The sequence below is a fragment of the Salinibacterium sp. M195 genome (assembly GCF_019443965.1).
GTDB lineage: Bacteria > Actinomycetota > Actinomycetes > Actinomycetales > Microbacteriaceae > Rhodoglobus.
In genome coordinates, this window is sequence record NZ_CP040814.1 from 2300199 (window position 1) to 2324770 (window position 24572).

A 24572-nucleotide genomic window follows, 5' to 3' on the forward strand; every position below is an offset into this window, starting at 1 on the left:
ATGACAACCGGCTTCTCTCGCTATTACTCGCGCAGTTGGGCTCCGACACGTTCGCCGGCCAGCGCTACCGCGGCGTTCTTCGCGTCGGTCGCTTCCACCTGCGTGAGGGTGCGGTCGACGGCGCGGAAACGCAAAGCAAACGTCAACGACTTGTGCGTCTCAGGGATACCCGTTCCGCGGTAGTCATCGACCAGGCGCACCTGCTCCAAGAGCTCGCCGGCCCCTTCACGGATGATCGCCAAGAGCTCGCCCGCCTGCACCGCTGTCGGAACAACCAAGGAAAGATCCTGCGTTGCTGCCGGATACGAGACGATCGGCGTTGCTGCAACATCCTCGGCAGCGCTCTGAATGAGCACGCTGAGGTCGAGTTCGAGCACGGCAACGACGCGAGGCAAGTCCAGCTCACGAGCGAGAGCAGGAAGCAGCTCGCCGGCGTAACCCACGGTCTGTGCGCCAACGCGAAGCTCCGCAGTGCGACCGGGATGCATTGAGTGGTGGCTGCCGGTAACGACGTCAATTTCGACCGAAAGCGTTGCCGCAAGATGCTGAACGGTGGCCAGAGCATCCGCTAGTCCCCGCGTTACCGGCTGCTGGCCGGGCTGGCGCGTGACGGCGTCGCCGAGGAACAGCGCGGCGACATGCCACGGCTGCTCCGGAATGCTTGTGCGCAGCTCCGCGAGAACGTGGTCAGACGGCAACTCGTTACCGAGCGGCAACGACGTGCTGCCATAGCTTCGATCCGCTTCGGGAAGGAACACTGTTCCAACCTCGAAGAGCGCCAAATCGGTCAGCCCGCGAGAGACGTTGCGGTGTGCGATCACCGCGAGACCGGGAATCAACGAACGACGCATCGTTGCCGCATCCGGGTCCAGAGCGTTCGCAAGTTTAATCGTGGTCGCTCCCCCGGCCTTGGACGACCCAAAGAGGTCGTTCGAGTGCTGCGAGATGAACGGGTAGGCCAACACTTCAGTGAGACCGGATGCCGCAAGACTGTTCGAGACAGTACGGCGCAGTCGCTGCGCGCGCGTCAACCCTCGGCCCGGAGGCGCGACGGGAAGCACAGCAGGAATGCGGTCGTAGCCCACAATGCGGGCAATTTCTTCAACGAGAGTGGTCTTGTCGCCAAGGTCGGGGCGCCAGCTAGGAGGCGTGACGCTCCAGCCGGTCTCCGCCGACTCGACCGTCGCGCCGATAGCCTGCAATGACTCGGTGATCTCGTCTGCCGAGTAGTGCACCCCCATAAGCCCCTGGGCGTATCCTTCGGGCAATTCGACGGCATCCACAACGTGATCGGCGAGCAGGTCGCTGCCGAGCTCATCGACGGTTCCGCCACCGAGCTCGACCAGGAGCGCTACGACGCGAGCAGCTGCAGCGGGGGCAACGAGCGGGTCAACACCGCGCTCGAAACGGCGCGAAGCCTCACTGCCGAGCTTATGACGACGAGCGGTGCGCGCAACCGACACCGGTTCAAAGTTTGCGGCCTCAATGAGAATGTTGGTGGAGGCATCCGTGATCTCAGTACTGGCACCACCCATGACGCCAGCAAGGCCGATCGGGCCAGACTCATCCGTGATGAGTAGGTCTTCCGGGTCGAGTGTGCGCGTCTTGTCGTCGAGCGTCGTGAGGGTCTCCCCCGCCTGGGCGCGACGAACCGTCAATCCACCAACCACACGATCGAGATCGTAGGCGTGGATCGGTTGTCCGAGCTCGAGCATGACGTAGTTAGTCACGTCGACCGTGAGCGAGATCGAGCGGATGCCGGCGAGCGTCAAACGCGTGATCATCCACGAGGGCGTCGGCTTGGTGACATCCACGTTCCGAACCACGCGGGTAACGAAAGCTCGCACCCCGACGTCGCCACGAATGGGGGCGTCATCGGCGATAACAACAGGAAAACCGCTCGCCTCGGTGATGGTCGGAGCGTCAGCGGGGTCGCTGAACGTCGCGCCCGTCGAGAGAGCGTATTCGCGTGCGACACCACGCAACGACATGGCATACCCGCGGTCGGGCGTGACATTGATCTCCACCGCGAAGTCGTCGAGACCGAGCAGCTCAATCGCGCTCATTCCGACCTCCGGGTCAAGACCCAGAGTGGACAGAACAAGGATGCCGTCGTGCTCGTCGCCGAGACCAAGCTCGCGAGTAGACGCGATCATGCCGTCCGATACGTGACCGTAAGTTTTGCGCGCAGCGATCGGGAACGGACCGGGAAGGACCGAACCGGGAAGCGTGACAACGACCTTGTCGCCGACAACAAAGTTGTGGGCTCCGCACACGATGCCGCGGGGTTCGGCTTCGCCGACATCCACTTGGCACCAATTGATGGTTTTGCCATTGGACTGCGGCTCGCCAACGAACTCGAGAACTTGGCCGACAACAACCGGACCAGAAATCTCGAAGTCGTGAACGTCCTCTTCTTCAAAGCCGACCTTGACCAAAGCGGCGTGAACTTGCTCGTGGGTAATGTCTGCCGGGATCTCAACGAATTCCCGCAACCAACTCATGGGAACTTTCATCAGACCACCATTCCAAACTGCTGGGAGAAGCGAACGTCGCCCTCAACCATGTCTCGCATGTCATTCATTTCGTTGCGGAACTGGAGCGTGCGCTCAATTCCCATACCGAAGGCAAAGCCCTGATATTCCTCGGGGTCGATCCCAGCCGCACGCAAGACGTTGGGGTTGACCATTCCACAGCCGCCCCACTCAACCCAGCGTGCACCACCCTTGGCATTGGGCTGCCAGACATCCATTTCGGCGCTGGGCTCGGTGAACGGGAAGTAGTTAGGGCGCAGACGAATCTGGGCACCGTCGCCAAACATCGCGCGAGCGAGGTGCTCGAGCGTGCCACGCAAGTGGGCCATAGTGAGGCCCTTGTCGATCGCGATGCCCTCCAGCTGGTGGAAGACAGGCGTGTGAGTCGCATCGAGCTCGTCGGTGCGGAACACGCGCCCGGGAGCCACCACGTAGACCGGCAGCGGGCGCTCGAGCAACGAACGGATCTGAACCGGGCTCGTGTGCGTGCGCAGGAGCAAGTGCGAGTCGACAGGGTCAATGAAGAACGTGTCCTGCATCGCGCGTGCGGGGTGATCTTCATCGAAGTTGAGCGCGTCGAAGTTGAACCACTCGTTTTCGAGCTCGGGACCTTCTGCGACCTCCCACCCCATGCCGACGAAGATGTCACTCATGTGCTCCATCAGCAGGCTCAGCGGATGCCGGGCTCCCTTCACATAACGAGTGGCAACGGCCGTAACGTCCACAGCTTCTGCCGCAAGCTTGGCTTGTTCCTCAGCGACGGCCAGTTCGGCCTCCCGTGCACCAAAAGCACCGTTGACACGGCCGCGAGCACCTCCGATGAGCTTGCCACTGGCGGCTCGGTCCGCAGGCGCTACGTGCTTCATCTGGGCGTTGAGCACCGCTAGCGGCGAGCCCTCACCAAGATGGGCGCCACGCACCGTTTTGAGGTCGGCCATTGTCGCAGCGGATTCGATGGCAGCGAGAGCTGCTTCGACCGCTGCGGTTACCGCTGGTTCTGTGATTGGGGAAGGTTCAGACACAGGAACCGAGTTTAGCGGAGCCGGTCGCTTTCGTTGCGCTCGCGATCCTTGTTTCGCCCACGCGGAATGGTTATGGCACGCGTACCGTCGGCTCCGGGAACCTTTGGAGTGTCTGGCGTGATCTTGCCGAGCTTCGGCCCGCTGCGCTTTGCCACGTAGCGAGCGATGAACGACAGAGTGAGGTTCATGACGAGGTAGATCACAAAGCCCACCGCGAACAACGTAAAGAGGTAGCGGCTGCCATAGAAGTTCTGAAGGTTCTTGATGGTTCGAGCAAGCTCGGGGTAGGCCACGATGTAGGCGAGTGATGTGTCTTTAAGGAGCACCACGAGCTGCGCGAGAATAATCGGAAGCATCTGACGGAATGCCTGTGGAAACTCGATAATAAAGCGGGTCTGAAGCGACGTGAGACCGACAGAGAGCCCACCTTCGCGCTGCCCCTTAGGCAAGGAATTGATGCCTGCGCGCAATGCCTCTCCGATAATCGCACCGTTGTAGATCGCGAGCCCGAGCACGCCGGCCCAGTAGCTTCCGGTCGAGAACAGCAGCGAGACAAAAAGGATGAGCAGTAGCAGCGGCATACCGCGGAAGAACTCGAGGAGCACTGAGGTGGGGATCCGAATCCACTTCGACGCTGAAGTACGACCGAAGGAGAACAGAATTCCCACGATGATCGCCAGCACCGCTGCGGCACCAGCCATTTGCAGCGTCGCCAACGCACCACGCCCGAATGCGCCCCACAGTTCAGGGTCGCTAAGAATGTCGAGGCGAGATGGATCGAACATACCGGGCTGCTCGGCGCCGTTAGCGTTGGCGCGGGGTGCCGCGAGCACCAATACGACCCACGTCAGGCCAGCGAGGATGGCGACCGCTCCAATTACCGAGGCGATCGTCGAGTTGCGCTTGGTCTTGGGACCAGGGGCGTCATAAAGAACGCTCATGCTCATCGCAGCACCATGACCTTCTTCTCAATCGCTCCGGCTATGAGGCCGAGCGGAACGGTGATGACCAAGTAGAGAGCTGCCGCATAAACCAACGTGATCACGACCGCATTTCCATAGTCGCGTGCAGCCTCATACGTGCCCTTGAATAGCTCGTTGACGAAGAAAATTCCGGCGACAGAGGTGTTCTTGGTGAGAGCGATGAAAACATTGATGAGCGGAGGAACAACCATCCGACTCGCTTGGGGTAAGACAACGAGCCCGACTGTTTGGGTAAAGCCCATACCGATGCTCCTGGCGGCTTCAGCTTGGCCAACGGGAACGCCGTTGAATCCAGAACGGACCGCTTCAGCAACGAATGGAGAGGTGTAGAGCGTCAGCCCCAGAGCAGCTAAGAGGAAGAAGTCAAGGTCAACGCCGAGGATGGGAAGAACCGTGGAGCAAAAGAACAGCACGAGCAGGAGTGGAATATTGCGCAGCAGCTCGGTGTAGATCGTGGCGAACAATCGAAGAGAAGGCACCGGCGAGATGCGCATGGCAGCAACCAATATGCCGAGGAAAAACGCGCCTACTCCGGCGATTGCCAATAAGAGGAGCGTCCGAAGAAAGCCCTGAAAGTAAATCGGCGTTACGCCGATGATTGCGTCGATCGCGTTAGAGATGACGTCCATCCAGAGCCTCCTGAAGAATAATGGGTAGTGGCGTGAGTGGTGCCCGCCCGCGGCCTAGCCGCGAGCGGGCACCGGAAACACTAGTTGGTGTAGCGGTCTACGGCCGGAGGGGTCGGGAGCTTCAGGACCTTGCCTGCAGTCTCTTCCCAAGCCGAGTTCCATGAACCGTCGTCGTACGAAGTCTCGAGAACATCGTTGATGTAATCGCGGAATGCGTCATCATCGTGTCCAAGACCGATACCGTAAGGCTCTTCGGTGAACGGGTTGCTCAGAACCTCGAACTCGCCAGCGTTCTGGTCAGCCAGTCCAGCCAAGATCACGTTGTCGGTCGTAACCGCAATGACCTTGCCGTTACGAAGCGGCTCAAGGCAGTTGGAGTACGTGTCGGTCGTGATCAGGTTGACGCCGTAATCAGCGATGTTCTTCTCTGACGTCGAGCCGGCAACGCTGCAGACGTTCTTGCCTGCGAGGTCGTCTGGACCAGTGATGCCCTCGGGGTTGCCCTCAAGAACGAGAATGTCCTGGCCGGCGTTGTAGTACGGGCCCGCGAAGGAAATAACTTCCTTGCGCTTGTCGTTGATCGTGTAGGTCGCAATAACGATGTCGACCGTACCGTTCTCAATGAACGTCTCGCGGTTAGCGGAAACTGTCTCTACCCACTCGATGTTGTCTTCGCTAATGCCGAGCGATCCCGCAATGATCTTGCCGATTTCAACGTCGAAACCGACTGGCTCGCCGGATGGGCCCTTGAGGCCGAACAGCGGCTGGTCGAACTTGGTGCCGATAGTGATCTTGCCAGCATCGGCAAGGTCAGCCATGGTGGTTCCTGCTTCGAACTCAGGAACAACAACCTCGGGGTCAGTGGTACCGGTGTCTGCTGCACAAGCGCTCAAGCCAAGGAGGCCAACAAGCGCAATAGCAGAGATCGATAGGCCTTTTTTGAGCCTCATTTTTTTCTCCTTATGCTGTGGTGAAATTACTCGCTGTTTTAGTGAGTAAGGATTTTCGAGAGGAAGTCTTGCGCCCTCGGAGATTGGGGGTTCGTGAAGAATTGCTCGGGCTCGGCCTCTTCAACAATTTCGCCATCCGCCATGAAAATGACGCGGTCGGCTGCCTTACGAGCGAAGCCCATTTCGTGAGTGACGACGAGCATGGTCATGCCGTCTTTCGCCAGCTGCACCATGACATCCAGAACCTCATTGATCATTTCTGGGTCGAGCGCCGACGTGGGCTCATCAAGAAGGATGATCTTCGGGTCCATCGCGAGGGAACGAGCAATAGCTACGCGCTGCTGCTGGCCGCCGGAAAGCTGGGCTGGCATCTTGGATGCCTGGTTGCCGATACCGACACGGTCGAGGAGTTCCATCGCGTGCTTATCGGCCTCGGCTTTGGACACTTTGCGAACACGGCGCGGGCCAAGCGTGACGTTTTCAAGAATCGTCTTGTGGGCGAAGAGGTTGAACGACTGGAAAACCATGCCAACGTCTGCACGAAGCTTCGCTAGCCCGGATCCCTCTTCGGGGAGCAACTTGCCATCGATAGTGATGGTGCCATCGTCAATAGTTTCGAGGCGGTTAATCGCACGACACAGCGTGGACTTTCCCGAACCACTCGGCCCAATAACGACAACTACCTCGCCACGTTTAATCGTGGTGGAAATGTCTTTGAGCACGTGCAGCTCACCGTAATGTTTGTTGACATGGTCGATTACGACCAGAGGTTCACCGCTCTGTGCTGCCATACGGCAAGACAACCACACGGGCGCAAGTACGGTCAAACGGCGCGCCTAGATGTAACACGCTCGTGACACAGTTCAGTTGCTGCGTTGTGCGAATGCGCTTTCATAGAGGCACACTGACGCCGCAGTAGCCAAGTTCATCGATTCCGCATGCCCGTAGATGGGCACCGAGATGACCCAGTCCGCAAGGGCGTAGTGCTCGTCAGTGAGACCGCGTGCCTCGTTGCCGAACAGCCAAGCGGTTGGATGATCGAGCACTCCATCGTTGCGGGCAGCCAAAAGATCGCCACCCTTGATGTCTGCGGCGATCACTCTCAGGTCGGCGCCTTTAACTCGCTCAAGCACCGCGTCAAGTTCGGCTCCTACTGCGACGGGCACGTGAAACAAGGAACCTGTTGTGGCTCGCACAACCTTGGGGTTATACAAATCGACGCTTCGGCCGGTGAAGATCACACCATCAGCGCCAGCGGCATCCGCGGCTCGAATAATCGTTCCGGCGTTGCCGGGATCGCGAACCTCTTCGAGGATCGCAATAAGCTTCGGGCCGCCGGCCAACAGGTCCTTGACCGAGGTCGGGAACTGGCGGCACACGGCGATAACGCCCTGTGGGGTTACGGTGTCAGCCATTGTCTCGAGCACTTGCTCCGAGACGAACTCGACCTCGATGCCGGCTTCTTCGGCCGCACGCGCAAGGTCTGTGTGGCGTTCAAGCGCCGTTGGCGTTGCGTAGAGCTCAACTATCAACTCTGGCCGAAAATTTAGGGCTTCAGAGACTGACTGTGGGCCCTCCAAGAGAAAAAGCCCGGTCTCGGACCGGGCGCTCTTCTTTTCAAGTTTGGCCACTGCTCGTACGCGTGGTGAACGCGGGTTATCAATCACGCGGCTAAGCCTAGACTCCCCACGCAGATATAAGAGAAACGGCACGCTGTGCTGACCAAATTGGCCAGTACAGCGTGCCGTTGCACGATGTGTGGTGCGAGTGCTTACGCAGCCGAACGCGGTGCTGACGTGTCAGCAGGAAGTGCAGCCTTAGCCGTTGCAACCAACGAGGCGAACGTAGCGGGCTCGGTGACGGCGAGGTCAGCGAGGATACGACGGTCGACCTGCACACCAGCCAGGTTCAAGCCCTGGATAAGACGGTTGTACGTCAGGCCGTTTGCCCGCGATGCAGCGTTAATACGCTGGATCCAGAGACGACGGAACTCACCCTTGCGGGCGCGACGGTCGCGGTATGCGTAGAGGAGCGAGTGAGTAACCTGCTCTTTGGCCTTGCGGTACAGACGCGAACGCTGTCCACGGTAACCCTTGGCGCGTTCGAGAATAACCCGACGCTTCTTGTGAGCGTTTACCGCCCTTTTAACTCTTGCCATGATGTATTTCCTAAACCCTTACTTACCGAGAAGCTTCTTGATTGTCTTGGCGTCCTGCGGTGCAATGACCTGATCCTGGTTGAGCGCGCGCTTACGCTTGCTGCTCTTAACCTCGAGGTTGTGTCGCATACCCGCCTGCTGCTTCATGACCTTGCCGCTACCGGTGACCTTGAAACGCTTCTTGGTGCCTGAGTGCGTCTTCTGCTTAGGCATCTTTCTCCTCTTTCTCTGGAACTTCTGCCTCACGAGGCTTCTTGTTAGCTGCCTTGCGGGCCTCGGCTTCAGCCTTAGCTGTTGCCTTGGTCTTGTGTGGGCCAATAATCATGACCATGTTGCGGCCGTCGATAGTCGGGGTTGATTCGATCGAACCGAACTCGGACACATCTTCAGCAAACTTCTGAAGCAAGCGCACGCCCTGGTCGGGACGCGACTGCTCACGACCACGGAACAAAATCATTGCCTTGACCTTGTCGCCGCCAGCGAGGAAGCCCTCGGCACGCTTGCGCTTGGTTTCGTAGTCGTGCTTATCGATCTTCAGACGGAAACGAACCTCTTTGAGAATCGTGTTCGTCTGGTTGCGACGAGCTTCTTTCGCCTTCTGCGCCTCTTCGTACTTGAACTTGCCGTAATCCATGATCTTGGCAACGGGAGGCTTGGAGCTGGGAGCAACCTCGACCAAATCAAGATCTGCCTCTTGGGCGAGCTTGAGGGCGACGTCAATGGAGACGACACCGACTTGTTCACCGGCGGGTCCGACAAGACGGACCTCGGGGACTCGGATTCGGTCGTTGGTACGGGGATCGCTGATGCGTGTTCTCCTTACAGTTCGTGATGCATTCCGTGAACGCAGAGCGTTACACACAACACAGTTCGGCGGATGCCGTGGCACGAAAGAGGATCGTCTCGCAGCTAAAGCTGCATCACCCTTTAAAGCTGCGCAGCCGACATCCGGAACAAATCAAGCGACCAGAAGACTGATCACAAGCATTGCACCGCAAGCGAACTGTGCGGGGTGTAACTACCCGGTAACCTTGTATGCGGTTGACAGGTGGGAGAATCTCCACTTTCGTATCCGGGGCGAGCCCCGGGCCTGCATAAGGATAGCAGAGCGAACCCCAATTAGCGAAGGACATCATGAGCGAGCCCACCAACGACGACGTCAACGAAGTTCGAGACATTTCTGAAGTGCCCGCAGTGGAGGTAATTAACACCGTTGCCGTACACATGCTGAGCGCCGCAGCGGTCAAACTCGGACTCTCCGACGGTCCAGACGCCGAGTCAGAAAAAGACCTCGATGAGGCACGCAAACTCATCACCGCCCTCGCCGGCTTAGTTACCGCAGCAGCCCCCGAGATCGGCAACCACCACGCACGCCCCCTGCGCGACGGTCTCCGTTCGGTGCAATTAGCGTTCCGCGAAGCATCGACATTCCCCGACGCACCCGGAAAGGGCCCCGGCGAGAAGTACACCGGCGCCGTCAACTAGCGGCACGAAAATTAGAGGGGCGGCAACTAGAGGGATGGCCAGCTGATGCCTCTGGCGCTACTTTTCGCCAGCGCCGCTACTGATCGGCGTCGGGAGCGGGAGCGCGAACTACCTGCATTGCCAAAGAATCGACCGATTGCGCAATGAGTTCCGATGCTGCCCAGTGCTCGCGCAGTCGATCCATGGTTGCGTCGAGCGCTTCTTTATCAAGCCCAGGCCGCATGGCGATCTGAACGATGAGCTCAGGCCCTTGCAGCCGGGCGCCGGGATCTCCGGGAAGGAGCTGTACATCAGCAACGTTCTCTTCGTTCGCGGCCGATGCGGCGAACTCGTCACGCACATCCGTGCGCAAGAAACTCGGGATCCACGGCGTCGACTGGGCAATTGACCACAGCGCAGGCCGACGGATGACAAATTCAGTGTCGCTGAGAGGGTCAATAACAACGAGGTCAGTGTTTTCGCTCGCGGCGGCAAGAGCCACACGGGTTCCTGCTGCCGGCACTGGCCTTGCTACAGGGTTCCACTTGCTCATTGCCTCAACCGAAGTAAATACGGGCAGAACAGCGCGACCATCTGGCCCGGTGACGGTCACAATCGACAGCTCTTGAGTCTTATCGATAGTGAGTCCAGCATCTGAGGTGGTCGTCTCCCCCGCTTTAGCGAGCAGGGGGATCAGAAACCGAGATTCCCGGATGACATCGACAACGTCAGCCTCACCCGAATCGCCTTGATGAAAGCGAGTGATCGCGGCAAGAAGAGTGGCTGGGGCTGTGCCGTCGTCGTCGGGCGCCGGATTAGGCTCGAACGATCGTCCCGCCCAAGGAACACCTGCAGAATCTGTGGAGTTCATGTCAGCGAGCCATTCGATCAGGTTGCTACTGCGACGAAACGTCGAGCGCTTCGGCGAGAGTGAATTCTTTGGCGTACAATGCCTTGCCAATAATCGCGCCCTCAAGGCCCTGCGGCACGAGTTCGCGCAACTCGATGAGATCATCGAGACTCGACACCCCACCGGAAGCAATCACGGGGCGGTGAGTGCGATCCATGATCTGGCGAAGCAGCTCGATATTCGGCCCCTGAAGCGTGCCGTCCTTAGTGACATCCGTCACGACGTAGCGGCAGCATCCGGCAGCCTCGAGTCGTTCGAGAACCGTCCACAGGTCGCCGCCCTCTTGAGTCCAGCCGCGTGCCGCTAGCGTCGTGCCTCGCACGTCGAGGCCAACAGCGATTGCCTCGCCGTATTCGGCGATGACGTGTGCAGCCCACTCGGGATTTTCCAGAGCGGCCGTGCCGAGATTGATGCGCTTTGCACCGGTCGCCAGTGCAGCTTCTAGCGACTTGTCGTCGCGGATGCCGCCAGAAAGTTCAATGTTGACGCGCTTCGGCGTCGACTTGATGACCTTCTTGATCATCGCTTGGTTATTGCCTCGACCGAATGCAGCGTCGAGATCAACCAAGTGGATCCACTCGGCTCCCTGGTCGACCCAGTCGTGCGCAGCCGCGCAAGGATCGCCGTAGCTCTTCTCAGTTCCTGCCTCGCCCTGAGTAAGGCGCACTGCCTTGCCGTCAGCGACGTCGACAGCTGGTAACAGCGTGAGGCTGGGGGTTTTATTGAACTCGCTCATAGATTTACTCTCTGAAGACCTGATCGCGGAACGCCGCGCACAAGCATCCGATACTAGTCCAACTCGAAGTGTCGCAAAATCACAGCGACGTCAACCAGTTGCGCAGTAATTGGATTCCGGCTTGCCCAGACTTCTCTGGATGAAACTGTGTCGCCGTGAGCGGCCCGTTTTCTACGGCGGCGAGAAACCGCCCGCCGTGATCGGACCACGTGAGCTTCGGTTGCGGAAATGGGGGCTGCACATCAAGGCTCCACTGTTGTGCAGCGTAGGAGTGAACGAAGTAGAAACGTTCATCGCGGATCGAGTCGAACAGAGTCGTGTCATCCGGCGTCTCGACAGTATTCCATCCCATGTGGGGCAAAACTGGCGCGGGTAACTTTTCTACAACACCCGGCCACTCGTCGAGCCCGCTGGTCTGCACACCGTGCTCATCGCCAGACGAAAACAACACCTGCATGCCGACACAGATGCCAAGCACCGGCCGGCTACCCGTGAGGCGCTTCTCGATAATCGCTCCTCCGCGCACCGTCTCGAGCGCAGACATCACAGCCGCAAAAGCGCCAACTCCGGGAACAAGGAGACCATCGGCCGATTCGGCAACAGAACGGTCAGCACTGAGGCGGACGTTCGCACCGGCAGCCTCAAGCGCCTTTGCCGCCGAGTGAATGTTTCCGGAACCGTAATCCAGAATGACAACCGAGGGAGCAGCCACTAGAGCGCACCCTTTGTCGACGGAATCCCTGTGACACGAGTATCTGGCTCTACTGCGGCACGCATTGCCCGAGCGAAAGCCTTAAATTCAGCTTCCGCGATGTGGTGCGGGTCGCGGCCACCCAGGACTGTGACGTGAACGGTGATTCCGGCGTTGAAGCTAATCGCCTCGAAAACGTGGCGAACCATCGATCCAGTGAAGTGGCCACCAATGAGGTGCATCTCAAAGCCAACAGGCTCTCCGCTGTGGACGAGGTACGGACGACCAGACACATCGACAACCGCGCGCACTAGAGCCTCGTCGAGCGGTACGAGAGCGTCGCCATAGCGCGAGATGCCGGCTTTGTCTCCGAGAGCCTCCTTGATCGCGAGCCCCAAGGCAATGCCGATGTCCTCCACTGTGTGGTGCACATCGATGTGGGTATCTCCCGTTGCCTTCACCGTGAGGTCGATGAGCGAGTGCTTCGAGAATGCCGTCAGCATGTGGTCATAGAAAGGGACGCTGGTCTCGATGGACGAAGTGCCGGTGCCATCGAGATTGATCGAAAGCTCGATGCTCGATTCGCTAGTCTCTCGCGTGATCGTCGCGGTGCGCTGTGAAGTCATTACTCAACTCTACCGAGCGCTTGAAGGTCAGTCATCGCATCTAAGAACGCCGTGGTTTCTGCTTGTGTTCCCGCCGTAACCCGCAAATGGTTGGGGATACCGACATCGCGGATCAGGATGTCCTGGATTAGGAGCTTCTTGAAGAGTTCCTGAGGATCAGCAACATTGCCAAAGAGAACGAAGTTTGCCTCGCTCAACACCGGGGTGAAGCCCAGCGCGGCGAGCCCAGCGCTCATCCGGTCTCGCTGTGCTTTGATCTCGTCAACCATCGCGAGCATTTCGGGTGCGTGAGCAAGAGCAGCAACCGCGGCAGCTTGAGTGAGCGCCGAGAGGTGGTAAGGCAGACGCACAAGACGAAGGGCATCGGCGATCGCCGGGTCTGCCGCTAAGTATCCGACCCGCGCTCCGGCGAAGGCGAAAGCCTTGCTCATTGTTCGAGAGACGATCAGACGTGGGCGACCCTCGAGAAGCGAGAGCGCTGACTCACGATCAGAGAACTCGGCATACGCCTCGTCGACCAACACAATGCCGGCGGTGGCGTCATAGGCCGCGGCGATCGTTTCGTTGCTGACAGGAGTACCGGTGGGGTTATTAGGAGAGCACAGGAACACTATGTCAGGGTTGTGCTCCGCAATCGCCGCAGTGACAGTTTCTGGAGTTATGGCATAGAGCGGGTCCCGCGGCGAAGTTACCCACTCGGTGCCGGTGCCCGACGCGATGATGGGATGCATCGAATAGGTCGGGGGAAAACCCAACACCCGACGGCCCGGCCCGCCAAAAGCTTGGAGCGTCTGCTGGAGCACTTCGTTCGAGCCATTGGCAGCCCAAATGTTGTCTGCGGTGAGACCGTGACCGAGGTAACCGGCAAGGGCAACTCGAAGTTCGGTGAATTCCCGATCAGGGTAGCGGTTCGCTGTCATCACCGCCTTGGCCAAAGCCATCACGATGTCGGTTGCTACCGCTTCAGGAATGGGATGCGTATTTTCATTAACGTTGAGTTGGATGCTCACGGGATCGGTGGGCGCACCATACGGCTTAAGCCCTCGAAGGTCGTCACGGATAGGAAGGTCTGAAAGCGAAGTCACACCACAATGCTAGATGCAGCCCTGCCAACCGAATTTCGCACGCCGACACTAAATGCGAAGCTCACCGCGCGGTTGGCGATTAGCTGGTACGAACAGCTAGTGCGAGAAGCTGGCCGGGATAGCGAGTTCTTGACCCGCAAAGACATCGGCGGACGGCAGTTGGTTGAGGTCGATCAACTGAGCGACTACTTCACGAGGATCGTGCCCCGGAGCGTGTGTCTCAGCGATGTTCCACAGCGACTGCCCTGCACTGACGTCTACGTACACGAAGGCGTTGTCGTTCGACTCGATCGTCGCTGCAGCGCCACCGCTGTTCAGCGAAAACAACAGAGCGGCAATAACCAACGGGGTGGCCGCAAGCGCCATCAGGACCACACGACCACGCGTAGTGAGGCGAAGACGTGGCGAGGACTGCCGAGCACGGAATGCCGCGTTAGGTGCAATCACTGCTGTTGTCATCATTCTCTCCTCCAAAGGTTCTCGCACCCGACTCTCGGCCGGGAGAGCCGGGTGCGAAGCTATGTTCCGAACATACATTCGAATTGTTCGAATTTCAAGTACATCTTCGAACAGGCCACCGACATTGCTCTACGACACTCGAACAAATGTTTGTTTTTGGCTTCTTCTGCGGATACAGTTTCGAATGAGCCACCGACATTGGAATCGTTCGTGGCAGAAATCGAGGGATCGTGACCAACCCAACAGCCCCTGACGGTGAACCCACAGAACGTGGAACCCGGCGGCGCACCAGCCTGAGTGCTAAACAGCTCGCGATTCTTGAAATGATCCAACGTGCGGTCGCTACACAGGGGTATCCCCCAAGCATGCGAGAAATTGGCGATGCTGTCGGCCTCTCATCGCTGTCGAGCGTGACGCACCAACTCAACCAACTTGAGCTCAGTGGCTACGTTCGTCGCGACCCCAACCGCCCGCGAGCCATCGAAGTTCTTATCGATGTTCCCAGCGCCGTCGATGAATCGAGCACCATTAGCCCGTCAATGGGCGATGCCGCGATGGTGCCGCTCGTCGGTCGCATCGCTGCCGGTATCCCGATTACTGCTGAACAGCACGTTGAAGAAGTCTTTCCCCTCCCCCGGCAGCTTGTCGGCAAAGGCGAACTTTTCATGCTGAAGGTCGTCGGGGATTCCATGATTGACGCGGCCATTTGCGACGGTGACTGGGTCGTTGTGCGTCAACAACAAACCGCCGAGAATGGCGACATCGTTGCCGCGATGCTTGATGAGGAAGCAACGGTCAAGGTGTTTCGTCAGCGCGACGGTCACACCTGGTTACTCCCCCGCAACTCGAACTTCGAGCCCATCCTTGGCGACTACGCCACAGTGCTCGGTAAGGTCGTCACCGTGCTGCGCGCTCTCTAAAGCGCTCTCCCCGCGGCGGCTCACGACTCGCGATTCCCACGACTCGCAAGACCGCAGCGTCACGAGAGGGCTTTCTCATCCCCGTTCACCGCGGACCTGAGAGCTCTCTCGTCAGCGCCTATGGCTTCGTCACGAACTCTTCGATTTCAGGTATGCGCGCTGGATGCACCAGCGCAGTGACGAAGGTGCCTTCCTCGCGATAGTCGGTCGACAGCACTCGGCCCTGCACATGCAGCCGAGAGATAACTTCGCCGCGGTCGTACGGTACGAGCAGACTCACCTCGATCTCCGGGGCAGGAAGGAGCTCCGAGATGCGTGCGTTGAGTTCCTCGATGCCCTCTCCCGATCGCGCCGAAACGAAGATGCCCGTTGGCTCAAGCCCACGGATCAGCAGACGCTGGTCATCATCCGCAAGATCACTCTTGTTGAAGACCACGATCTCCGGAATGTCACGGGCTCCCAATTCACCAATGACGTCGCGCACCGTCGCAAGCTGAGCGCCAGGATCAGGGTGTGAGGCGTCAACGACGTGCACGATGACATCGGATTGGCCGATCTCCTCGAGAGTCGAACGAAAAGCTTCCACCAGTTGATGCGGCAGATTGCGAACGAAGCCCACAGTGTCACTGAGCGTAAAGAGTCGACCATCTGACGTAGCTGAACGCCGCACGGTGGCGTCTAGCGTCGCAAACAAGGCGTTCTCAACGAGCACACCGGCACGCGTCAAACGGTTAAGCAAACTCGATTTGCCGGCGTTCGTGTAGCCAGCAATAGCGACACTGGGTACCTCGAAACGATCTCGGTTTGCACGCTTGGCCTCGCGTGCCGGAGCAAAGCCCTTGATCTGCTTGCGCAAGCGCGCCATACGAGTGTGAATTCGACGACGATCAAGTTCAATCTTGGTCTCACCGGGGCCACGGCTACCCATCCCGGCTCCGGCGCCACCGACCTGACCACCCGCCTGACGCGACATCGACTCACCCCAACCACGAAGTCTCGGAAGGAGGTATTCCATTTGGGCCAGCTCGACTTGAGCTTTGCCCTCACGGCTCGTAGCGTGCTGGCTGAAAATATCGAGGATGACTGCGGTGCGGTCAATGACCTTCACCCCGACCACGTCTTCCAGTGCGCGTCGCTGGCTGGGGGCTAGCTCCGTATCAGCGATTACCGTGTCAGCGCCCGTAGCGGCGACGACATCGCGCAGCTCGACGGCCTTGCCCTTACCGAAGTACGTGCTCGGGTCGGGGTGGGAACGGCTCTGCAAGAGGCCGTCAAGCACCACAGCGCCAGCAGTCTCCGCCAGCGCGGACAACTCACGCAGCGAATTCTCCGCATCCCGAAGAGAACCTTGACCGTAGATCCCGATGAGAACGACGTTCTCGATTCGTAGTTGGCGGTACTCAACCTCGGTGACGTCATCCAACTCTGTCGAAAGACCCCGAACACGCTTGAGGGCATGTCGATCGTCTCGATCAAACTGGTCGCCGTCTCGATCAGACTCATAGTGAGCATCCGATTGAAGCGCTTGTGCGCCTGATGCGCCGGGTCCGAACCGCGTCACTGCCGCGTGGTCGGAGTTTTCGTTGGCAAGAACACGGTCGACTGAACGCTCGGCGTCGTCGCCGTTCTCGGCCTCGATACTGGTTTCTGTCGTATTTCGCGTCATTGGGTTAACCCTACTTCTCTAGTTTTCGGTAAGTTCTGTTCATGACTAACGAGCATTACTTCTCGTCAACACCCGAGAGTGATCTCAAGTTGCGGACGATTCACGCGACCATTGCTGGTGTCGAGCGCGAACTTTTCACATCAAATGGGATCTTCAGCCCCGCACACATCGACACAGGAACCCAAGTTCTCTTGTCGAACGTGCCAGCGCCTCCTCCGGGAGGAAACTTGCTTGATCTCGGCTGCGGTTGGGGTCCGATGGCGCTCACCCTTGCCCTCGAGTCACCTCACGCAACGGTGTGGGCGGTGGACGTGAACGAGCGCGCACTGGATCTGGTACGCGCAAACGCCAAGAAATTGTCCATACCCAACATTAACGCGGTTCTGCCTCAGGATGTTCCCGAAGACATAACGTTTATGTCTATTTGGTCTAATCCGCCGATTCGAGTCGGCAAGGCCGAATTGCACAACATTATGAAGACGTGGCTCCCTCGACTCGAAAACGATGCCGACGCGTGGTTGGTCGTGCAGAAGAATCTGGGCTCCGATTCCCTCCACAGTTGGATGCAGTCAGAGTTCCCCGACAACTTCGTATTCACTCGCGCCTCGACCAACAAAGGCTACCGATTGCTCCGCGCCCACAAACGAGCGCAAGAAGCCCGTTAAGCGAGCTCGAGGCTCCCGGTGTAGACGAGCTCAGCCGGCCCACTGAGCGAGACATGCTCGCCGTCTTCGGTGGGGAACATTCGCACGACGACCGTTCCGCCAGGAACGGTGACGCGCCACTGGTGAGGGGCGTTCGGCCCCGCATAGTGGCGAATCGCCAAGGCAGCCGCCACAGCACCTGTGCCGCACGACAGAGTTTCTCCGCTTCCTCGCTCATGCACGCGCATGCGAATGGAGCCGACTCCATCTTTAACGAGCGGCTCGGCCAGAACCACAAATTCTACGTTCGCGCCATTTTCCGGCAGCGGATCAATTATGGGAATGAAGTTGAGGTCAACTCCGTCAAGTTCTGCATCTTCGGCCAAGGCAACAACCACGTGCGGGTTTCCCACGTTGATGCCGAGACCGGGGCGAGCCACATCTAGCTCCTTAGCGCGCACAAGCGGCTCTCCGCCATCCAGCGACCATCGCCCCATGTCTGACTGGTAGCCCGCCATATTGCGCTGCACATCGCGAACGCCACTCCGGGTACCGATGGCCAAAGTATCGCCCGGTTCGAAATCGACAAGCCCGTTCTCGGCAAGATAGTGCGCGAACACTCGGATGCCGTTGCCACACATCTCGGCAATACTTCCGTCAGCGTTGCGGTAGTCCATAAACCATTCGGCGTCGGCATCTTCGGCTAGCGCTGCCGCTCCGGCGTCGAGGTTACGCGAGCGAACTGCACGGATTATGCCGTCTGCTCCGACCCCAAAATGGCGGTCGCAGATAGCTGCCACCTGTTGCGGGGTGAGATCGAGCTCGCCGTCGGGGTCTGAGAACAAAACGAAATCGTTGCCAGTTCCCTGACCTTTAGTGAAGTTAAGCGTTGCCATGCGTTCCATTCTCCCCCATCACAATCGACAGGGCTCGCGTTGCACGCTCTGGGTCGTCGTACTGCAACCAATGACACTGGTCATAACGCTTGAACCAGCCGACTTGTCTGCGCGCATAACGGCGAGTGAGTGCGGCAGTGTTTTCGATTGCCTCAGCCTCAGTGAGCGCGCCATCCAGCTGTTCGATTGCTTGCGCGTACCCGATCGCTCGCGCAGCCGTGACACCGAGTCCCCGGGGGCGAAGCGCGCGAACCTCATCGAGTAGACCCACGTTCCACATGTGTTGCACTCGAGCGTTGAGCCTCGGCACCAATTCGTCGCGCGGTGCTGCAACGCCAAAAATACGGGCAGGGGTCCACAGCTTTTTCTCCTCTGGCAGCCCCGCTCCGAATGGTTCGCCCGTAATCTCGATAACTTCGAGAGCACGAACAATTCTTCGGCCATTGCTCGCACCAATCGACAGCGCCGCGTCGGCGTCAAGTGCCTGGAGTCGGCGAAAGAGAATTCCGATTCCCTGAGCGTCAAGCTCTGCTTCAAGCTTCGCTCTCACCGCTGGATCGCGTGCAGGGAACTGAAAATCGTGGATGACGCTGGAGACATAGAGGCCAGACCCGCCGACCAAAATGGGCACATGTCCCCTCGCCTGAACCTGCCTGATGACGCGGCGGGCATCTACTTGGTATTGGGCGACGCTCGCGTCGTCCAATGGATCAAGTACGTCAAGCAGGTGGTGCGGGATCTCCCGACGTTCATCGGGGGGAAGCTTCGCTGTGCCGATATCCATGCCGCGGTAGAGCTGCATCGCATCTGCATTAATAATCTCTGCCGGGGTGCCCTGCTGTGCGAGTGCCTCAGCAAGATTAAGAGAGAGTTCGGACTTTCCCGTACCGGTCGCTCCGACTACGACGACGAGCTCAGGGCTCGTTGCTAGTTTGGCGTCAGTCGCCGTGGGGTTCACGTCGCCATCCCTCGACCCCGTTCTACCCGTGGCCCACGGTTAGCGCAGGGAGTCGGTTGGATCATAGATTGGTGATGTCACAACACGGATGGTCGGTAGTCCCAGTGACACTCGTGGTCCAGCATCGTTTGTGGCTGCGCTAGTCGGAACACCACAAGATTCGGCCTCTGCGCGATCCCACGCGTCTCCGGCCCGAGTTCGGCGGATATCCAAGGTGTCACCGGCAGGAGTGTCGGCGACAAGGTGGAACGCGGCAGCTGCGCTGATCGTCAGCGTCACCACATCACCGGGACGCGGGATGGCGCTACCTTCCGGAACATTGAAGTGCACAAGTCGGGAGTCTTCAGCACGACCAGAGAGCCGGGCGGTCTCAGCCTGCTTGCGCCCTTCGGCGGCGGTAACCATCACCTGCACGGTACGCCCGATCTGTTTGTCGTTCTCTTCGCGCGAGATGCGGTCTTGAAGCGCAGCGAGACGTTCGTAGCGTTCCTGAACCACCTCTTTGGGAATCTGATCATCCATTGTGGCAGCGGGAGTGCCGGGCCGAATGGAGTACTGGAACGTGTAGGCGGAGGCAAAACGAGACTCTTCCACGACGCGCAGTGTCTCTTGGAAGTCTTCCTCGGTCTCACCGGGAAAGCCGACGATGATGTCGGTGGTGATTGCCGCGTCTGGCATTTGTGCGCGAACTCGCTCGAGAATGCCCAGGAACTTAGTAGAGCGGTAGCTGCGACGCATCGCTTTCAGGATGCGATCTGAGCCCGACTGAAGCGGCATGTGGAGCTGGGGCATCACATTGGGGGTTTCCGCCATGGCATCGATGACGTCGTCGGTGAAGGCGGCGGGATGCGGGCTGGTAAAACGAACACGTTCGAGGCCCTCGATCGTTCCGGTCGCGCGCAATAGCTTGCTGAAAGCTTGGCGGTCGCCGAACTCTACGCCGTAGGAGTTGACGTTCTGGCCAAGCAGCGTGACTTCAATCGCACCGTCATCGACGATGGCCTGGACTTCAGAAAGTACATCGCCAGGGCGGCGATCTTTCTCTTTACCTCGCAGCGCAGGAACGATGCAGAAAGTGCAGGTGTTGTTGCAGCCCACAGAGATAGAGACCCAAGCGCTGTGCGTAGATTCGCGACGCGTGGGAAGCGTTGACGGAAAGACATCGAGAGATTCGAGAATCTCAATTTGTGCTTCTTCGTTGTGGCGAGCGCGTTCGAGCAGCGCCGGCAGAGACCCCATGTTGTGGGTTCCGAACACCACGTCGACCCAGGGTGCTTTATCGAGGATGACGTTTTTGTCTTTTTGGGCGAGACAGCCTCCGACGGCGATTTGCATGCCCTCGTGCTCTTTTTTTACGCTGGCGAGCATTCCGAGGTTGCCATAGAGCTTGTTGTCAGCGTTCTCGCGCACCGCGCAGGTGTTTATTACCACCACGTCAGCTTGGCCATCGGTTGCGCGGATGTAACCAGCGGCTTCGAGGGAGCCGCTGAGCCGTTCGGAGTCGTGCACGTTCATCTGGCAGCCGTACGTGCGCACCTCGTAGCTGCGCGGGGATGCCAGTTTTTCGTCAATCATGTCTTCCACCTTAAGCCTCTGGGGCGACTCGATCTGACGGAGTTCTAGCGAAAGACGGGACCGCCGGACGAATTACTAGAACTTGGTGCCAGCGCGGCAGCTACTGCGGCTGAGACGACCGAGCCGGAGTACCCCTTTCGCATGAGGAACCCGGTAAGTCGACGCTTAGCGGTCACGCCGTCCAACGAGCGAAGTTGAGGCGCACGTTTGAGGGCAATTTCGGTCGCGCGCTCTTGTTCTTCGTCGCGATCATCATCAAGCACGGCAGCAATCTGGTCTTGGTCTATTTTGCGACGTCTCAACTCGGCCCGGATCGCCGATGCCCCGAGTTTCTTACGGTCGCGCAATGTTCGTGTCAGGGTTTCGGCAAGCGCGGCATCGTCGAGGAGACCACAGCCTTCGAGCCGGGCGATCTCGTTGTCGATGTCTTCTGATTCGAATTCGCGGGTTCCCAGAAATTGGGTCATTTCGTAGGAAGACATTCCACGGCGGGCCAGTGCGCGCATGCTGACGCGACTAACCTCAGAAAAGCCGTCGCGTGCTTGACGTCGTTGCGCCTTCGATTGCGTTCCCGCTGACCCTGCAGCCGACATTGATTCCGCACTATCGACGGTGTCACGAGCAGCCGGTTCTCGTGAATGCTCGTCGTTTTCGAGCGAACCGAGATCGGAGTGAGATGGGCTGAAGTCAGCCAGAGTCGGGAGCGCCCGAACTGGGGCGAGCGCGACCACTGGCATTCCTGCCTCGGTGTTGTCGTCTGCGGTGTTGTCGTCTGCTGTCGTGTTCGCGGCCACTCCAGTTTCGGCCGCCGCCGACTCCTCCAACGACGAGTCCATTGCTTCGGTGAGTTTGGCGCCCGAACGGTCGCCAAACAGGTTGATTACTGGTGCGAGGTATTCGTCGTCGGAGGATGTCATGGCAGAACCTACTGGCCTACAGCCTTCTTGAGGGGCGCAGCCGCTTTGTCAGCGACCGGAAGCACGGGCCCGTCGGCCTTAGCGCTGGCCTTCGCCGCTTTTTCTGCCTTCTCGGCCTTAACCGCAGCATCGGCCAAAGCTTTCGCCTCGCTAGCATTCGCTGCTTTCGCTTCAGCACCGACGCCGAGCTTGCGCATGATCTTCTGCTCGATCTCCAGCGCGATTGCGGGGTTCTGGAGCAGGAAGGCTCGTGACTTCTCTTTACCTTGACCCAGCTGGTCACCGTCGTAGGTGTACCAAGCGCCAGACTTGCGAACGATTTCGTGGTCGACACCGAAGTCGATAAGGCTACCTTCGCGCGAGATTCCGATTCCGTAAAGGATGTCGAACTCAGCCTGTTTGAACGGCGGGGCCATCTTGTTCTTGACGACCTTGACTCGCGTGCGGTTACCCACAGCGTCCGTGCCGTCCTTCAGCGTTTCGATACGACGAATGTCGAGTCGAACAGAAGCGTAGAACTTAAGCGCCTTGCCGCCGGCTGTGGTTTCGGGACTACCAAAGAAGACACCGATTTTTTCACGCAACTGGTTGATGAAAATCATGGTGGTGTTCGTCTGGCTGAGACCACCGGTGAGTTTACGCAGAGCTTGAGACATGAGTCGAGCTTGAAGACCGACGTGCGTGTCGCCCATCTCACCTTCGATTTCAGCGCGAGGGACAAGAGCTGCAACCGAGTCAATAACGATGAGGTCGATTGACCCACTTCGCACCAGCATGTCGGCGATTTCCAGTGCCTGCTCACCGGTATCGGGCTGAGAAACGAGCAGAGCGTCGATGTCGACACCGAGCTTCGCCGCGTATTCAGGGTCGAGGGCGTGCTCTGCATCGATGAAGGCCGCAATGCCGCCGTTGCGCTGAGCATTTGCGATCGCATGCAAGGTGAGTGTGGTCTTACCGGAGGACTCCGGTCCATAGATCTCAACGATGCGGCCACGGGGAAGCCCGCCTATGCCGAGCGCGACATCCAAGGCAATAGAGCCGGTGGGGATAACCTCGACCGGAGCACGCTCATCGCTGCCCAGACGCATAACTGAGCCCTTGCCGAACTGACGGTCGATCTGTGCGAGAGCGGTCTCGAGGGACTTCTCGCGGTCTGCTGCTGATGGCATTAATTCTTCTCCATTGGTCGTAGGTTGCTGCCCATAGGCTGTCGCGATTCGCACGGACCGATACTGCAAGGTCCGCAACCTCCCGACAAAGGCTGTGTTGCTGAATGCCACGTTACGGCCCTGCTCTGACATTGCAGAGAAGCGACGTTCCGTGTGCGCTCGAAAGCTATATTCGATTGGGTGTTAGGGAGAAGACTAACAATATAGAACAAACGTTCGAACACGCCACGCGGGGAGAAAACTATTGCTTCTTGGGTTCTCGTTGCCCTACGCCGTAACGGCGATCTGCGGGAACGTCCATCGCGTCGCAAAGCGCGCTCCACACCTGACGGGCAGGAACGCCTCGAGAAAGGGCCTGCGCCGCCGTAACGCTTCCTATGGCGCCCAATACTTGGTCGTTGACGAGCACGCGACCATAGGGTTCGCCAAACTCATCGGCAACCGCTGTCCAAAACTCACTCAATCGCATCCAACTACCCTACGTTCGCTTTTCGAAACCCTCGCGTTAACCCACGAATGCCCCGCCCTGAGAAGAGCGAGGCATTCCGTGAAGAATATTTAGCGCGAAACCAAAGTTGAATCAAATTCGGCGACGAGCTCATCGGGCAAGGTATCGGGGATCGTCGTTGCGCCTTCGATGACGGCGAGACGATCGCCAACCTCACGCATGATTACGGAGATTGGTGTATCGAGGGCTTCGGCTACCGAAGCGAGAATTTCTGAGCTGGCCTCTTTTTGGCCTCGCTCAACCTCACTGAGGTATCCGAGGGCGACACTCGCTTTGCTGGCGACCTGACGAAGGGTACGGCCCTTTTGCAGGCGCACGTCGCGGAGAACGTCACCGATTTCCTGACGGACTAGAACCATTGGACACTCCCTCTCTGACTGTGTAGCGCGACCAGATCATTCTGGATAGTCAAGACTACAGTCACTATCTGTTCAGAACTCTAGCCTTTCCAAACTGGAGAGGCCTTGTGAGTTCGCTAACTGTAACCCAGCCGAAACGTGCATTATTCCCGCCACACGCGGAACTTTGTCACCAGTTCTGGGTGCAGAACACGCTGACGGCAACTGTCGTCAGTTGTCATCGATGAGATGTTCGTGCAGGCACTCCAAGGCAGCATGAACTGCTTGGCGCCTCACCGCAGCGCGATCACCGTCGAAAGCGAAAGCACGAGCGACGACAAAATTGGTCGCCGCAAATCCGACATATACAGTGCCCGGGTCCTTGCCCTCGTGAGCCTCCGGGCCCGCGACGCCGGTTGTCGCCAAACCATAGGTGGCTTGCTGCTCGCCAACCCCGAGCACGTCACGCGCACCAGTGGCCATGTGGGCTGCGACATCCGGATGCACGGTGCCGTGAATTGCGAGCAAGCTTGCATCGACGCCTAAGACTTGGTGCTTGATCGCTGTGTTGTACGCGACTACTGCGCCATTGAGCACGACCGATGCACCAGGGACCGCGACCAGAGACGCGCAGAGCAATCCGCCGGTCAAAGATTCCGCAAGCGCGAGAGAGTGTCGTTGTTCGGTGAGAATCGCCACAATTTTTGTGGCGAGCTCTTCAGTATTCACTGGTG

General features: G+C 58.8%; 28 protein-coding genes. 3 read left to right on the forward strand and 25 right to left on the reverse strand.

From position 1 onward, the window contains the following. Positions 1–23 precede the first annotated feature (23 nt). The 10 genes from pheT to infC all read right to left on the reverse strand — a co-directional run bounded on the left by pheT (position 24) and on the right by infC (position 9138). Positions 24–2516 carry a phenylalanine--tRNA ligase subunit beta gene (pheT, locus tag FFT87_RS11010; RefSeq protein ID WP_219948763.1) on the reverse strand — a complete coding sequence of 831 codons (2493 nt, stop codon included), beginning with the start codon at positions 2514–2516 and terminating at the stop codon, positions 24–26. Continuing rightward, the gene (gene pheS, locus FFT87_RS11015; RefSeq protein ID WP_219948764.1) at positions 2516–3556 is read right to left on the reverse strand and encodes a phenylalanine--tRNA ligase subunit alpha; all 1041 of its coding nucleotides are present in this window, start codon (positions 3554–3556) and stop codon (positions 2516–2518) included. The genes pheT and pheS overlap by 1 nt, the downstream gene beginning before the upstream one ends. An 11-nt stretch (positions 3557–3567) precedes the next feature. Continuing rightward, positions 3568–4503: an amino acid ABC transporter permease gene (locus FFT87_RS11020; RefSeq protein WP_219948765.1), complete on the reverse strand. Its 936-nt coding sequence runs from the start codon at positions 4501–4503 to the stop codon at positions 3568–3570. Further along, on the reverse strand, positions 4500–5168 hold the full coding sequence (locus FFT87_RS11025; RefSeq protein ID WP_219948766.1) for an amino acid ABC transporter permease: 669 nt from the start codon (positions 5166–5168) through the stop codon (positions 4500–4502). Before FFT87_RS11025 ends, FFT87_RS11020 begins: the two co-directional genes overlap by 4 nt. Before the next feature lie 80 nt (positions 5169–5248). After that, on the reverse strand, positions 5249–6118 hold the full coding sequence (locus FFT87_RS11030; RefSeq protein WP_219948767.1) for a glutamate ABC transporter substrate-binding protein: 870 nt from the start codon (positions 6116–6118) through the stop codon (positions 5249–5251). A gap of 38 nt (positions 6119–6156) precedes the next feature. Then, positions 6157–6909, reverse strand: a complete 753-nt coding sequence (locus FFT87_RS11035; RefSeq protein ID WP_370628550.1) for an amino acid ABC transporter ATP-binding protein — start codon at positions 6907–6909, stop codon at positions 6157–6159. A 72-nt stretch (positions 6910–6981) separates the two neighbouring features. Further along, on the reverse strand, positions 6982–7785 hold the full coding sequence (locus FFT87_RS11040) for an RNA methyltransferase (protein WP_219948768.1): 804 nt from the start codon (positions 7783–7785) through the stop codon (positions 6982–6984). Positions 7786–7889: 104 nt separating this feature from the next. Next, positions 7890–8276, reverse strand: a complete 387-nt coding sequence (gene rplT / locus FFT87_RS11045; protein WP_197126598.1) for a 50S ribosomal protein L20 — start codon at positions 8274–8276, stop codon at positions 7890–7892. An 18-nt stretch (positions 8277–8294) separates the two neighbouring features. After that, positions 8295–8489 (reverse strand): 50S ribosomal protein L35, encoded by a 195-nt coding sequence (gene rpmI, locus FFT87_RS11050; RefSeq protein ID WP_197108656.1) that lies wholly within the window; start codon positions 8487–8489, stop codon positions 8295–8297. After that, positions 8482–9138 carry a translation initiation factor IF-3 gene (gene infC, locus FFT87_RS11055; RefSeq protein WP_255559895.1) on the reverse strand — a complete coding sequence of 219 codons (657 nt, stop codon included), beginning with the start codon at positions 9136–9138 and terminating at the stop codon, positions 8482–8484. Before infC ends, rpmI begins: the two co-directional genes overlap by 8 nt. 272 nt (positions 9139–9410) lie before the next feature. On the opposite strand from infC, the gene FFT87_RS11060 reads away from it, so the two are divergent. Next, entirely contained in the window at positions 9411–9761 is a 351-nt protein-coding gene (locus FFT87_RS11060) for a DUF1844 domain-containing protein (protein WP_219948769.1), read from the forward strand. Positions 9762–9837: 76 nt separating this feature from the next. Here FFT87_RS11060 and FFT87_RS11065 read toward each other — a convergent pair whose 3' ends face one another. The 6 genes from FFT87_RS11065 to FFT87_RS11090 form a co-directional block, all read right to left on the reverse strand. Continuing rightward, positions 9838–10611, reverse strand: coding sequence for an SseB family protein (locus tag FFT87_RS11065; protein ID WP_219948770.1), 774 nt, complete (start codon positions 10609–10611; stop codon positions 9838–9840). A 25-nt stretch (positions 10612–10636) separates the two neighbouring features. Next, the gene (gene priA / locus FFT87_RS11070) at positions 10637–11386 is read right to left on the reverse strand and encodes a bifunctional 1-(5-phosphoribosyl)-5-((5-phosphoribosylamino)methylideneamino)imidazole-4-carboxamide isomerase/phosphoribosylanthranilate isomerase PriA (protein WP_219948771.1); all 750 of its coding nucleotides are present in this window, start codon (positions 11384–11386) and stop codon (positions 10637–10639) included. Positions 11387–11465: 79 nt separating this feature from the next. Beyond that, a complete protein-coding gene (gene hisH, locus FFT87_RS11075; protein WP_219948772.1) occupies positions 11466–12098 on the reverse strand; it encodes an imidazole glycerol phosphate synthase subunit HisH in 633 nt (210 codons plus the stop codon). Next, positions 12098–12703, reverse strand: coding sequence for an imidazoleglycerol-phosphate dehydratase HisB (gene hisB / locus FFT87_RS11080; RefSeq protein ID WP_219948773.1), 606 nt, complete (start codon positions 12701–12703; stop codon positions 12098–12100). Before hisB ends, hisH begins: the two co-directional genes overlap by 1 nt. Continuing rightward, a complete protein-coding gene (locus FFT87_RS11085) occupies positions 12703–13788 on the reverse strand; it encodes a histidinol-phosphate transaminase (protein ID WP_219948774.1) in 1086 nt (361 codons plus the stop codon). Before FFT87_RS11085 ends, hisB begins: the two co-directional genes overlap by 1 nt. 96 nt (positions 13789–13884) lie before the next feature. Beyond that, a complete protein-coding gene (locus FFT87_RS11090; RefSeq protein WP_219948775.1) occupies positions 13885–14247 on the reverse strand; it encodes a LysM peptidoglycan-binding domain-containing protein in 363 nt (120 codons plus the stop codon). Between the two features lie 230 nt (positions 14248–14477). Here FFT87_RS11090 and lexA point away from each other — a divergent pair, with 230 nt between their 5' ends. Next, positions 14478–15167 (forward strand): transcriptional repressor LexA, encoded by a 690-nt coding sequence (lexA, locus tag FFT87_RS11095; protein WP_219948776.1) that lies wholly within the window; start codon positions 14478–14480, stop codon positions 15165–15167. Positions 15168–15285: 118 nt separating this feature from the next. Here the strand turns inward: lexA and hflX are convergent, their stop codons facing one another. After that, a complete protein-coding gene (gene hflX / locus FFT87_RS11100; RefSeq protein ID WP_219948777.1) occupies positions 15286–16833 on the reverse strand; it encodes a GTPase HflX in 1548 nt (515 codons plus the stop codon). A 41-nt stretch (positions 16834–16874) separates the two neighbouring features. On the opposite strand from hflX, the gene FFT87_RS11105 reads away from it, so the two are divergent. Next, positions 16875–17498 (forward strand): class I SAM-dependent methyltransferase, encoded by a 624-nt coding sequence (locus tag FFT87_RS11105; RefSeq protein ID WP_219948778.1) that lies wholly within the window; start codon positions 16875–16877, stop codon positions 17496–17498. Here the strand turns inward: FFT87_RS11105 and dapF are convergent. The 8 genes from dapF to FFT87_RS11145 all read right to left on the reverse strand — a co-directional run bounded on the left by dapF (position 17495) and on the right by FFT87_RS11145 (position 24567). Then, the gene (gene dapF / locus FFT87_RS11110) at positions 17495–18373 is read right to left on the reverse strand and encodes a diaminopimelate epimerase (RefSeq protein WP_219948779.1); all 879 of its coding nucleotides are present in this window, start codon (positions 18371–18373) and stop codon (positions 17495–17497) included. The two genes, FFT87_RS11105 and dapF, sit on opposite strands and share 4 nt — an antisense overlap. Beyond that, the gene (miaA, locus tag FFT87_RS11115) at positions 18360–19331 is read right to left on the reverse strand and encodes a tRNA (adenosine(37)-N6)-dimethylallyltransferase MiaA (protein WP_219948780.1); all 972 of its coding nucleotides are present in this window, start codon (positions 19329–19331) and stop codon (positions 18360–18362) included. The genes dapF and miaA overlap by 14 nt, the downstream gene beginning before the upstream one ends. A 39-nt stretch (positions 19332–19370) precedes the next feature. Beyond that, on the reverse strand, positions 19371–20906 hold the full coding sequence (miaB, locus tag FFT87_RS11120) for a tRNA (N6-isopentenyl adenosine(37)-C2)-methylthiotransferase MiaB (RefSeq protein WP_219948781.1): 1536 nt from the start codon (positions 20904–20906) through the stop codon (positions 19371–19373). Positions 20907–20950: 44 nt separating this feature from the next. After that, positions 20951–21823 (reverse strand): regulatory protein RecX, encoded by an 873-nt coding sequence (locus tag FFT87_RS11125; RefSeq protein WP_219948782.1) that lies wholly within the window; start codon positions 21821–21823, stop codon positions 20951–20953. 8 nt (positions 21824–21831) lie between these two features. After that, the gene (gene recA, locus FFT87_RS11130) at positions 21832–22992 is read right to left on the reverse strand and encodes a recombinase RecA (RefSeq protein ID WP_219948783.1); all 1161 of its coding nucleotides are present in this window, start codon (positions 22990–22992) and stop codon (positions 21832–21834) included. A gap of 241 nt (positions 22993–23233) precedes the next feature. After that, positions 23234–23461, reverse strand: a complete 228-nt coding sequence (locus FFT87_RS11135; RefSeq protein WP_219948784.1) for a DUF3046 domain-containing protein — start codon at positions 23459–23461, stop codon at positions 23234–23236. 89 nt (positions 23462–23550) lie between these two features. Further along, a complete protein-coding gene (locus FFT87_RS11140) occupies positions 23551–23859 on the reverse strand; it encodes a helix-turn-helix domain-containing protein (protein ID WP_219948785.1) in 309 nt (102 codons plus the stop codon). Between the two features lie 210 nt (positions 23860–24069). After that, the gene (locus FFT87_RS11145; RefSeq protein ID WP_219948786.1) at positions 24070–24567 is read right to left on the reverse strand and encodes a CinA family protein; all 498 of its coding nucleotides are present in this window, start codon (positions 24565–24567) and stop codon (positions 24070–24072) included. Positions 24568–24572 lie beyond the last annotated feature (5 nt).

Coding starts and splice junctions, on each gene's coding strand:
- FFT87_RS11035 (WP_370628550.1), bottom strand. CDS start 6,909: ATGGCAGCACAGAGCGGTGAACCTCTGGTCGTAATCGACCATGTCAAC.
- rplT (WP_197126598.1), bottom strand. CDS start 8,276: ATGGCAAGAGTTAAAAGGGCGGTAAACGCTCACAAGAAGCGTCGGGTT.
- FFT87_RS11060 (WP_219948769.1), top strand. CDS start 9,411: ATGAGCGAGCCCACCAACGACGACGTCAACGAAGTTCGAGACATTTCT.
- FFT87_RS11025 (WP_219948766.1), bottom strand. CDS start 5,168: ATGGACGTCATCTCTAACGCGATCGACGCAATCATCGGCGTAACGCCG.
- FFT87_RS11135 (WP_219948784.1), bottom strand. CDS start 23,461: ATGCGATTGAGTGAGTTTTGGACAGCGGTTGCCGATGAGTTTGGCGAA.
- FFT87_RS11090 (WP_219948775.1), bottom strand. CDS start 14,247: ATGACAACAGCAGTGATTGCACCTAACGCGGCATTCCGTGCTCGGCAG.
- dapF (WP_219948779.1), bottom strand. CDS start 18,373: ATGGCAACGCTTAACTTCACTAAAGGTCAGGGAACTGGCAACGATTTC.
- FFT87_RS11030 (WP_219948767.1), bottom strand. CDS start 6,118: ATGAGGCTCAAAAAAGGCCTATCGATCTCTGCTATTGCGCTTGTTGGC.
- recA (WP_219948783.1), bottom strand. CDS start 22,992: ATGCCATCAGCAGCAGACCGCGAGAAGTCCCTCGAGACCGCTCTCGCA.
- pheT (WP_219948763.1), bottom strand. CDS start 2,516: ATGAAAGTTCCCATGAGTTGGTTGCGGGAATTCGTTGAGATCCCGGCA.
- hflX (WP_219948777.1), bottom strand. CDS start 16,833: ATGACGCGAAATACGACAGAAACCAGTATCGAGGCCGAGAACGGCGAC.
- FFT87_RS11125 (WP_219948782.1), bottom strand. CDS start 21,823: ATGACATCCTCCGACGACGAATACCTCGCACCAGTAATCAACCTGTTT.
- hisB (WP_219948773.1), bottom strand. CDS start 12,703: ATGACTTCACAGCGCACCGCGACGATCACGCGAGAGACTAGCGAATCG.
- rpmI (WP_197108656.1), bottom strand. CDS start 8,489: ATGCCTAAGCAGAAGACGCACTCAGGCACCAAGAAGCGTTTCAAGGTC.
- FFT87_RS11105 (WP_219948778.1), top strand. CDS start 16,875: ATGACTAACGAGCATTACTTCTCGTCAACACCCGAGAGTGATCTCAAG.
- priA (WP_219948771.1), bottom strand. CDS start 11,386: ATGAGCGAGTTCAATAAAACCCCCAGCCTCACGCTGTTACCAGCTGTC.
- FFT87_RS11020 (WP_219948765.1), bottom strand. CDS start 4,503: ATGAGCATGAGCGTTCTTTATGACGCCCCTGGTCCCAAGACCAAGCGC.
- FFT87_RS11140 (WP_219948785.1), bottom strand. CDS start 23,859: ATGGTTCTAGTCCGTCAGGAAATCGGTGACGTTCTCCGCGACGTGCGC.
- miaB (WP_219948781.1), bottom strand. CDS start 20,906: ATGATTGACGAAAAACTGGCATCCCCGCGCAGCTACGAGGTGCGCACG.
- FFT87_RS11065 (WP_219948770.1), bottom strand. CDS start 10,611: ATGAACTCCACAGATTCTGCAGGTGTTCCTTGGGCGGGACGATCGTTC.